The sequence below is a fragment of the Streptomyces sp. MB09-01 genome (assembly GCF_033794505.1).
Classification (GTDB): Bacteria; Actinomycetota; Actinomycetes; order Streptomycetales; family Streptomycetaceae; genus Streptomyces.
The window spans coordinates 1-10,269 of the sequence record NZ_JARAYQ010000010.1 but is presented as its reverse complement, the minus strand read 5'-3'; the positions used below and the strand labels follow the sequence as shown (position 1 = coordinate 10,269).

8 protein-coding genes and 1 riboswitch are annotated in these 10,269 nt (G+C 72.2%); of the genes, 7 read left to right on the top strand and 1 reads right to left on the bottom strand.

Annotated features, from left to right (window positions below; genetic code table 11):
• Positions 1-94: 94 nt before the first annotated feature.
• From shc to PV721_RS03650, 4 genes are read left to right on the top strand one after another with little or no spacing between them, the layout of a single operon-like run.
• Positions 95-2,431, top strand: coding sequence for a squalene--hopene cyclase (shc, locus tag PV721_RS03665; protein ID WP_319721318.1), 2,337 nt, complete (start codon positions 95-97; stop codon positions 2,429-2,431).
• Positions 2,431-3,123: a 1-hydroxy-2-methyl-2-butenyl 4-diphosphate reductase gene (locus tag PV721_RS03660; protein WP_319721317.1), complete on the top strand. Its 693-nt coding sequence runs from the start codon at positions 2,431-2,433 to the stop codon at positions 3,121-3,123. Before shc ends, PV721_RS03660 begins: the two co-directional genes overlap by 1 nt.
• Before the next feature lie 5 nt (positions 3,124-3,128).
• Complete coding sequence (gene hpnH / locus PV721_RS03655; protein WP_319721377.1) at positions 3,129-4,160, top strand: adenosyl-hopene transferase HpnH; 1,032 nt, start codon at positions 3,129-3,131, stop codon at positions 4,158-4,160.
• On the top strand, positions 4,157-5,572 hold the full coding sequence (locus PV721_RS03650) for an aspartate aminotransferase family protein (RefSeq protein ID WP_319721316.1): 1,416 nt from the start codon (positions 4,157-4,159) through the stop codon (positions 5,570-5,572). Before hpnH ends, PV721_RS03650 begins: the two co-directional genes overlap by 4 nt.
• Before the next feature lie 18 nt (positions 5,573-5,590).
• On the opposite strand, the gene PV721_RS03645 is transcribed toward PV721_RS03650, so the two are convergent.
• Positions 5,591-6,382 carry a tyrosine-protein phosphatase gene (locus PV721_RS03645; protein ID WP_319721315.1) on the bottom strand — a complete coding sequence of 264 codons (792 nt, stop codon included), beginning with the start codon at positions 6,380-6,382 and terminating at the stop codon, positions 5,591-5,593.
• A 282-nt stretch (positions 6,383-6,664) separates the two neighbouring features.
• Positions 6,665-6,871: riboswitch (cyclic di-AMP (ydaO/yuaA leader) on the top strand.
• Positions 6,872-6,875: 4 nt separating this feature from the next.
• On the opposite strand from PV721_RS03645, the gene PV721_RS03640 reads away from it, so the two are divergent.
• From PV721_RS03640 to PV721_RS03630, 3 genes are all read left to right on the top strand, one after another.
• Entirely contained in the window at positions 6,876-7,847 is a 972-nt protein-coding gene (locus PV721_RS03640; protein WP_319721314.1) for a LysM peptidoglycan-binding domain-containing M23 family metallopeptidase, read from the top strand.
• Positions 7,848-8,010: 163 nt separating this feature from the next.
• Entirely contained in the window at positions 8,011-8,796 is a 786-nt protein-coding gene (locus PV721_RS03635) for an SGNH/GDSL hydrolase family protein (RefSeq protein WP_319721313.1), read from the top strand.
• A 205-nt stretch (positions 8,797-9,001) separates the two neighbouring features.
• The gene (locus tag PV721_RS03630; RefSeq protein ID WP_319721312.1) at positions 9,002-10,204 is read left to right on the top strand and encodes an MBL fold metallo-hydrolase; all 1,203 of its coding nucleotides are present in this window, start codon (positions 9,002-9,004) and stop codon (positions 10,202-10,204) included.
• Positions 10,205-10,269 lie beyond the last annotated feature (65 nt).

The following is a 10,269-nucleotide window of genomic DNA, read 5'->3' as shown; positions in this document are numbered from 1 at the left end:
TCGCGAGTCGCCGGCCGGCGCCGCCTTCTGAGTGGCGCGCACCGGCCGACGGCAGACCCCAGCACAGCAGAGGACACTGTTCTAAGGGGAAGCCATGACAGCGACGACCGACGGCAGCGCCGAGGGCGCTGCCGCTGGCAGCGAATCAACACCGGGCCTTTCGGCGGGCCCCTCCGTGGGGCGCGCCCGCGGTCCGGCCGCCGAAGCGGGGCCCCCGCCCCCGCCCCGCGCAGGCCTGCCCGCCCTGCAGGCCGAGTACGGGGACGCGCCCGGCGCCGTCGGCCCGCGGGCCGAGTACGGTCCGCGCGGCACGCCCGGATCGGACGGCGGCCGGGTCCGCGTGACCCCGCCCGGGGACCGGTCGGCCCCGGCACGGGCGCCGGGCGCCGCACCGCCCGGCCCCGCCCCGGAGGCCGACCCGCCGGGCGAGCCCGGTGGCCGCGTGCGCGTGAGCGTGCTCGCGGACGCGCCCCCGGGACCGCACCGGGTGGGCCCGGCCCGCGCCGCCGAGGACCTGCCCGAGCCGCCGGACGGGGCACCACCGGGCGTGTACGAGGCCACCGCGCGGGCGACCAGGCACCTGCTCGAGCGTCAGGACGCCGAGGGCTGGTGGAAGGGCGACCTGGAGACCAACGTCACCATGGACGCGGAGGACCTGCTGCTGCGGCAGTTCCTCGGCATCCGGGACGAGGCCACCACCCGCGCCGCGGCCCTGTTCATCCGCGGCGAGCAGCGGGAGGACGGCACCTGGGCCACCTTCCACGGCGGCCCGTCCGAACTGTCCGCCACCATCGAGGCCTACGTCGCGCTGCGCCTCGCCGGGGACGCGCCGGACGCCCCGCACATGGCCCGCGCCTCGGCCTGGATCCGGGCCCACGGCGGGATCGCCGCCGCCCGCGTCTTCACCCGGATCTGGCTCGCGCTCTTCGGCTGGTGGAACTGGGACCACCTGCCCGAACTCCCGCCCGAGCTGGTGTTCCTGCCCTCCTGGGTGCCCCTGAACATCTACGACTTCGGCTGCTGGGCCCGCCAGACCATCGTCCCGCTCACCGTGGTCTCCGCGCTGCGCCCGGTCCGCCCGGCCCCCTTCGCCCTCGACGAACTGCACGCCGACGCCCGGGTGCCGAACCCGGTCAAGCGCCTTGCCCCACCCACCAGTTGGGAGGGAGCCTTCCAGCGGATGGACAAAGCCCTGCACGTCTACCGGCGGTTCGCCCCGCGCCGGCTGCGCAAGGCCGCCATGGCCAGCGCCGGCCGCTGGATCGTCGAGCGCCAGGAGAACGACGGCTGCTGGGGCGGGATCCAGCCGCCCGCCGTGTACTCCGTCATCGCCCTGCACCTGCTCGGCTACGACCTCCGGCACCCCGTGATGCGCGCCGGTCTGGAATCCCTGGACCGCTTCGCGGTGTGGCGCGAGGACGGCGCCCGGATGATCGAGGCCTGCCAGTCCCCGGTGTGGGACACCTGCCTGGCCGCGATCGCCCTCGCCGACGCGGGCCTGCGCCCCGACCATCCCGCGCTGGTCAAGGCGGCCGACTGGATGCTCGGCGAGGAGATCACGCGCAGCGGGGACTGGGCGGTGCGGCGGCCGGGGCTGGCCCCCGGCGGCTGGGCCTTCGAGTTCCACAACGACACCTACCCCGACATCGACGACACCGCCGAGGTCGTCCTCGCCCTGCGCCGGATCCGGCACCCCGACCCGGCCCGCGTCGAGGCGGCCATCGCCCGTGGCGTGTCCTGGAACCTGGGCATGCAGTCGAAGAACGGCGCCTGGGGCGCCTTCGACGCCGACAACACCAGCCCCTTCCCTAACAAGCTGCCCTTCTGCGACTTCGGCGAGGTCATCGACCCGCCCTCGGCCGACGTCACCGCCCACGTCGTGGAGATGCTCGCCTTCGAGGGCCGGGCGGGCGACGCCCGGACCCGGCGCGGCATCGCCTGGCTGCTCGCCGAACAGGAGCCGAACGGCGCCTGGTTCGGCCGCTGGGGCACCAACTACGTCTACGGAACCGGATCGGTCCTCCCGGCACTCACTGCGGCCGGCATCGCCCCGGGACATCCCTCGATCCGCCGGGCCGTGCGCTGGCTGGAGACCGTACAGAACGAGGACGGCGGGTGGGGCGAGGACCAGCGCTCCTACAAGGACCCGTCCTGGGCGGGGAAGGGAGCCTCCACCGCCTCGCAGACCGCGTGGGCGCTGATGGCCCTCCTGTCGGCCGGCGAGCGGGACGGAAAGGCCGTCGAACGGGGCATCGCCCACCTGGTGGAGACGCAGCGGGAGGACGGCTCCTGGGACGAGCCGTACTTCACCGGTACCGGCTTCCCCTGGGACTTCTCCATCAACTACCACCTGTACCGGCAGGTGTTCCCGCTGACCGCGCTCGGCCGCTACCTGTACGGGGAACCGCTCGCCGCGGGCGTGGGCGTCTGATGTCCGCCGCGCCGGAGCGGACCAAGGGGGACGGGGCCGGGAACCCCGGCCCGCTGCTGGTCGCCTGCGCGCTGCGCATCGAGCAGGCGGCGCTGCGCAGCGCCGGGCCCGGGCCGGCCCGCGGCCCGGCCGGGGGCTACTCCCTGCTGCGCACCGGGATGGGCCCGCGCGCGGCCGAGCGGGCCGTCGCCCGGGCACTGGACCGGCCCGGGATGGACCGGGCCGCCGTCCTCGCCACCGGGTTCTGCGCCGGACTGGTCCCCGGCATGCACCCGGGCGACCTGGTCGTCGCCGAGGAGACCCGGGACCCGCAGGGAGCCGTCACCTGCACCGGCACCGCCCTGCTCGCCGAGGCACTGGCCCGGGCCGCACCGGGCCGGACCGTGCACACCGGCGCACTGACCGGATCCGACCACGTCGTCCGCGGCCAGGAGCGCGCGCAGCTGCGCGCCACCGGCGCCATCGCGGTCGACATGGAGTCCGCGGCCACCCTGTGGACCGCCACCCTCGGCAGCCCCTGCCCGGGCGGCGGCCGCCCGGTTGCGGCCGTCCGGGTGATCGTGGACGCTCCGGAGCATGAGCTCGTCCGTATCGGCACGGTTCGCGGGGGAATATCGGCCTTCCGCGTTCTGCGTGCCGTACTGCCCGCGTTTTACGAATGGCACCGTTCTTTGCTGCTCCCCAGGAGGTGAGCCAGATGGCCATGCCGCTGCGCCAGTCCATCAGGGTCGGGACCTATCTTCTCGAACAGAAGCTCCGCAAGCGTGAGAAGTTCCCGCTGATCGTCGAGCTGGAACCGCTCTACGCCTGCAACCTGGCCTGTGAGGGCTGCGGAAAGATCCAGCATCCGGCCGGGGTGCTCAAGCAGCGCATGCCGGTCGCCCAGGCGGTCGGCGCCGTGCTGGAGTCCGGCGCGCCGATGGTGTCCATCGCGGGCGGCGAGCCCTTGATGCACCCGCAGATCCACGAGATCGTCCGGCAGTTGGTGGCGAGGCGGAAGTACGTCTTCCTCTGCACCAATGCCATGCTCCTGCGCAAGAAGATCGAGAAGTTCACCCCTTCCCCCTATTTCGCCTTCGCCGTGCACATCGACGGCCTGCGCGAGCGGCACGACCAGTCCGTGGCCAAGGAAGGCGTCTTCGATGAGGCGGTCGCGGCCATCAAGGAGGCGAAGAAGCGCGGATTCCGGGTGACCACCAACTCCACCTTCTTCAACACGGACACCCCGCAGACGATCATCGAGGTGCTCAACTACCTCAATGACGACCTGCAGGTCGACGAGATGATGATCTCGCCCGCCTACGCCTACGAAAAGGCTCCCGACCAGGAACACTTCCTCGGCGTCGAACAGACGAGGGAACTCTTCAGGAAGGCCTTCGCGGGTGGCAACCGGCGGCGCTGGCGGCTCAATCACTCGCCGCTCTTCCTGGACTTCCTGGAAGGGAAAGCCGATTTCCCCTGCACGGCCTGGGCCATTCCGAATTACTCCCTCTTCGGCTGGCAGCGCCCCTGCTATCTCATGAGCGACGGCTACGTACCGACGTACCGGGAACTGATCAACGACACCGACTGGAGCAAGTACGGCCGCGGAAAGGACCCGCGCTGCGCGAACTGCATGGCGCACTGCGGCTACGAGCCCACCGCCGTCCTCGCCACCATGGGCTCCCTCAAGGAGTCCCTGCGAGCGGCCCGGGAGACGATCGGCGGCAACCGGGAAGCGTCGGCATGATCCCGGCGGAGGAAGGAGCGGGCGCCCGGGGCAAGGGCTTCGACCTCGGCGCCCTGCTGGCCGCGCGCGGAGGGGAGCGGTACGAGCTGCACGCCCGGCACCTCAACCACCAACTGCCCCGGATGCTGCACACCATCGGCTTCGACAAGGTCTACGAGCGGGCCGAAGGCGCCCACTTCTGGGACTCCGAGGGCAACGACTACCTGGACATGCTGGCCGGCTTCGGGGTGATGGGCCTGGGCCGCCACCACCCGGTCGTCCGCCGGGCCCTGCACGACGTCCTGGACGCACAGCTCGCCGACCTCACCCGCTTCGACTGCCCGCCGCTGCCGGGGCTGCTGGCCGAGAAGCTGCTCTCGTACAGTCCGCACCTGGACCGGGTCTTCTTCGGCAACAGCGGCACCGAGGCGGTGGAGACGGCTCTGAAGTTCGCCCGGTTCGCCACCGGGCGGCCCAGGGTCCTCTATTGCGACCACGCCTTCCACGGCCTGACCACGGGCTCGTTGTCGGTGAACGGGGAAGGCGGGTTCCGCGACGGCTTCGCCCCCCTCCTCCCCGACACGAAGATCGCCCTGGGAGACCTGGGCGCCCTGGAGCGCGAGCTCCGCAAGGGCGACGTCGCCGCCTTCGTCGTCGAGCCGATCCAGGGCAAGGGGGTCGCCCCGGCCCCGCCCGGATTCCTGCTCGCCGCGCAGGAACTCCTGCACCGGCACAAGGCGCTGCTCATCGCGGACGAGGTGCAGACCGGCCTCGGACGTACCGGGGACTTCTACGCGTACCAGCACGAGCCGGGCGTGGAGCCGGACCTGGTGTGCGTGGCCAAGGCGCTGTCGGGCGGCTACGTGCCGGTCGGCGCGACCCTGGGCAAGGACTGGATCTTCAAGAAGGTCTACTCGTCCATGGACCGGGTGCTCGTGCACTCCGCGAGCTTCGGGTCCAACGCGCAGGCGATGGCGGCCGGGCTGGCGGTGCTGTCGGTCATGGAGGACGAGGAGCTCGTCGCGCACGCCCGGGCCACGGGTGACCTGCTGCGCGGGCGGCTCGCGGCCATGGTGGACGAGTACGAGCTGCTGCACGAGGTGCGGGGGCGCGGGCTGATGATCGGCATCGAATTCGGCCGGCCGTCCTCGCTGGGTCTGCGCAGCCGGTGGACGATGCTGCAGGCGGCCCGCAAGGGACTCTTCGCCCAGATGGTCGTGGTGCCGCTGCTCCAGAAGCACCGGATCCTCACCCAGGTCTCCGGGGACCACCTGGAGGTCATCAAGCTCATTCCGCCGCTGGTCGTGGACGAGCGGGACGTCGACCGGTTCGTCGGCGCCTTCCGCGCGGTCATGGACGAGGCGCACGGCGGTTCAGGGCTGATGTGGGACTTCGGCAGGACGCTGGTGAAGCAGGCCGTCGCCCAGCGCTGACGGCCCGCTCCGGGCGGTCTATTCCAGCAGTTGGTCACGCAGCCGGCCGAGGGTCTCGGGCTTCAGCCCGAGGCCCTCCGCCAGGTAGGGGTCCACCCCGCCCCAGGTCTCGTCGATGGTCTCGAACGCGGCGACCAGGTACTCGGCGCGGGCGTCGAAGAGCGGCGCGAGCAGCTCCATCACCTCGGGGGAGCGGGCCTCGTCCGAGGCGCCGCTGCGGCGCACCCGATAGCGGCGGTGCGGGGCGTTCGACTCCAGGTAGTCCGCCACGATCGCCTCGCGCTCGACGCCCAGCGCGAGCAGGGTCACGGCGATCGAGAGGCCGGCCCGGTCCTTGCCGGCCGCGCAGTGCAGGAGGGCGGGGACGCTGTCCTCGGCGAGCGCGTGCACGACCCGGCTGTGCTCGGCGGTGCGCTGCTCGATGATCCGGCGGTACGAGTTCGTCATCCGGGCCGCGGCCTTGCCTTCGCCCAGGATCTCGCGCAGCTGGTCGAGGTCGCCGTCGCGCACCAGCCGCCAGAACTCCCGGCCGTCGGCCGGATCCGAGAGCGGGATGTTCACGTTCCGCACGCCGGGCAGGTCCACGTCCGGCCCCTCCAGTGCGTGGTCGGCGCCGTTGCGGAAGTCGAAGACGGTGTGGAGGCCGAGGGAGGCGAGGAACTCTGCATCGGTTTCGGTGGCATGTGCGAGATGTCCGCTTCGGAAGAGTCGTCCCGTCCTGACCCTTCGCCCATCAGAAGTCGGCAATCCGCCCACATCGCGGAAATTGCGCACTCCGATCAGCTCCGGCTCCTGTATCTGCTGGGTCACGTGAGCTCCTCCGCTTTCTGCTGAGACGCCTGTCCGAATTGAGCCGTTTGGCGCCAACTTGCCATATCCGGAGGCGAGATCGGGCACGTCTCCGTGAGCCAGATCATACGGTGACCGTGAGTGCCTGATCGGGAATGGCGAATGGCCCCGTCGGAGCGGTTGTTGACGGCGGGTAATGGACGCAGGGTGACCGGAATTCCGTCGATTCCCCAGTCCTGTGATTCCGTCAGGAAATTCATGGCTTGTTCCCTGCTGGCGCAAGGGATTACCTTCGCGATCGATCCGGGTGGATCGCCGAATCCTGCCGCCGCCCGGAAACCGCACCCGACCATTCGTGCGGCAGGAGCGGGGGAACCAGGTAAGCCGCTGTTCCGGAGATCTTTTTCGCCGGGACGGCTCGGGGTGAAGACGTACATGTGCCGTTCATGTACCTCCGGACATCTCCAGTCCGAACCCGACAGCTCACCTCGCAGGCGCCGGAGAGGAATTCGCCATGCCTGCAAAGGGTAAGCACCGCCGTCCCAAGTCCCTTTCGATATCGCGCGGTTTCGCCGTCGCAGGCACGGGTGGCGCGGCCCTCGCGCTGCCGCTGATCGGCGCGGCCGGCGCCCACGCGGCCGGTGCCCCGGCCGTCGCGGCCGCGGTGGCCCCCGCCGTGGCCCCGCAGCTCCCCGCCCCGCTGCAGGCCGCGCCCGCCGCCGCCGTGCGGACCGCGCCGAGCGTCTACACGGTCGTGCCGGGCGACTGCCTCTCCCAGATCGCCGCCGACCGCCACCTGTCCGGCGGCTGGGAGCAGCTGTACGCCGACAACCGCGAGGCGGTCGGCACCGACCCGTCGCTGATCCACCCCGGCCTGAAGCTGAACCTCGGCGGTGCGGCCGAGGCGGCTCCGGTGGAATCCGCCCCCGAGGCCGAGGTCGAGGCCGCTCCGGAGCCGGTCCCCGAGGCGGCGCCGAAGGCAGCCCCGAAGGCGGCCCCGAAGCCGGCCCCGAAGCCGGCCGCGAAGGCCCCGGCGCGGCAGGGCTCCGCCGCCGAGGCTCCCGCCGGGCAGCAGTCGGCCTCCGGCTTCGTCGCCCCGCTCGGCGGCGGCATCTCCACCCAGTACAAGGTCGCGGGCAGCATGTGGTCCTCCGGCTACCACACCGGCGTCGACTTCATCGCGAGCTCCGGGACCACCGTCAAGGCCGTCGGCGCGGGCACCGTGGTCTCCGCCGGCTGGAGCGGCGCGTACGGCAACGAGGTCGTCATCCGGCACGCGGACGGCAAGTACTCCCAGTACGCCCACCTGTCCCAGCTGTCCGTCTCCTCCGGCCAGAGCGTCACCGCCGGCCAGACCCTCGGCCTCTCCGGCTCCACGGGCAACTCCACCGGCCCGCACCTCCACTTCGAGATCCGCACGGGCCCCTCGTACGGCTCCGACATCGACCCGCTGGCCTACCTCCGCTCGAAGGGCGTGAGCATCTGACGGCACCCGCCGTCGGAGCACGGACACGCGTGAGGCCGGGACCCGAGGGGGGTCCCGGCCTCATGTGTACTTATTCCTTATCCCCCACGTGGTACAGATCACGGTCCGTCAACCCCTCATTACGTTGGCGTAAGTTGGTTACGGGAGTGAAGGATGGTGTCCCGTGGCAGCGACGACGACGAAACTCAAGACCATCGGCTCGTACGCGGCGATCGGGGACAGCTTCACCGAAGGCGTGGGGGACCCGGGACCCGGGGATTCGCATCTCGGCTGGGCGGACCGGCTCGCCGTGCTCCTGGCCGATCAGCGCGACGAGCACGACTTCCGTTATGCGAATCTGGCGGTGCGCGGAAAGCTCCTCGACCAGATCGTGGCCGACCAGCTTCCGAGAGCCAAGGCCCTCGCACCGGACCTGGTCAGCTTCTGCGCGGGCGGCAACGACATCATCCGGCCCGGCAGCGACCCGGACGACGTGGCGGAGCGGTTCGAGGCGGCCGTGGCCGACCTCGCCGGCGCGGTCGGCCAGGTCATGATCACGACCGGCTTCGACACCCGGGGCGTGCCGGTCCTCAAGCACCTCCGGGGCAAGGTGGCGACGTACAGCGCGCACGTGCGCGCCATCGCCGACCGCTACGACTGCCCGGTGCTCGACCTCTGGTCGCTGAAGTCCGTACAGGACCGGCGGGCGTGGGACGCGGACCGGCTGCACCTCTCGCCCGAGGGGCACACGCGGGTCGCACTGCGCGCGGCGCAGGTGCTCGGCCTGGACGTGCCGACCGATCCCGACCAGCCGTGGCCGCCGCAGCGGCCGCGCGGCTCGGTGGACGTCACCCGCGACAACATCCAGTGGGCGCGCGACCATCTCGTGCCGTGGATCGGCCGGCGGCTGCGCGGGGAGTCCTCCGGGGACCACGTCGAGGCGAAGCGGCCCGACCTGCTGCCGCTGTAGACGTACGGCCCCGCGGCGGCGGGCGCACGGGAACCCGGGGCGGGGGCACGGGAACCCGGGAAGGGGACACGGGAGGGGACGGGGCGCACGGGTGACGGCGGCGCCGAAGGGGACGGGGCAGCAAGCGGAATCCTTCGGGGCCGGTGTGCGTTGGGATGGTCGTAGAGAGACGACCACCCCTTACTCCATCCTCCCTGGAGGCGCTTTGACCGGCTCCCGTCCCTTGCGTCCCCGGCTGCGCGCCCTGCGGCCCGAAGCCTTCGGCGCGGACCCGTCCGGTGCCCGGCTGGACCGCATCCGCCGCTCGCCGAACTTCGCCGACGGCGTCTTCCAGAATCCGGTCGGGGCCCGGAACAGGCCCTCGGGGTCGATGTCGGAGTTCGCCAAGATCTACTTCCACCGGGAACAGCGGGTGCGGCGCAGTCCCGCCGCGCCCATTCCCGTGTACCCGACGACCCTGGCGGAGCTGGCGAAGCCGCCCGCGAGCGGTCTGCGCCTGACCTGGATGGGGCACTCCAGCGTGCTCGCGGAGATCGACGGGCGCCGCGTGCTGTTCGACCCGGTGTGGGGCGAGCGGTGCTCCCCCTTCCCCTTCGCCGGCCCCAAGCGGCTGCACCCGGTGCCGGTCCCGCTGGCCTCGCTGGGCACGGTCGACGTCGTGGTCATCTCGCACGACCACTACGACCACCTCGACCTGCCCACCATCAAGGCCCTGGCCGGTACGGACACGGTCTTCGCCGTCCCGCTGGGCGTGGGCGCGCACCTGGAGCGCTGGGGCGTGTCCGCCGACCGGCTGCGCGAGCTGGACTGGAACGAGAGCACCAAGATCGCCGGGCTCTCCCTGACGGCCACCCCCGCCCGGCACTTCTGCGGACGCGGTCTGCGCAACCAGCAGCACACCCTGTGGGCCTCCTGGGTCGTCGCGGGCGACGAGCACCGGATCTACCACAGCGGAGACACCGGCTACTTCCCCGGCTTCAAGGAGATCGGCGCCGAGCACGGCCCCTTCGACGCCACGATGATCCAGATCGGGGCGTATTCGGAGTACTGGCCCGACATCCACATGACCCCCGAGGAAGGCATGCGGGCCCACCTCGACCTGCAGGGCGGCGCCGCGCACGGCACGATGCTGCCGATCCACTGGGGCACCTTCAACCTGGCCCTGCACCCGTGGGACGAGCCGGGCGAGGGCACGCTGGCCGCCGCCGAGGGCGCCGGGGCGGCCGTCGCGCTGCCGATCCCGGGCCAGCCGTTCGAGCCGGGGTCCATCGGGGCTCCCGCGCAGCCCTGGTGGCGGCCGTTCGTCGCGGGAGGCCCGGCCGTTCCCCCGGCCGCGACCCCGGGCCCCGTCACGGCGGAGCGGCCGCAGGCCGTGATCCGCGAGGAACCCGAGGCCGTCGGGTCCTGACGTAACGGCGTACCGCCGCCCGCCGCCCGCCGCGGGGCCCGGGGCGGGCGGCGGCAGCCCGGGGG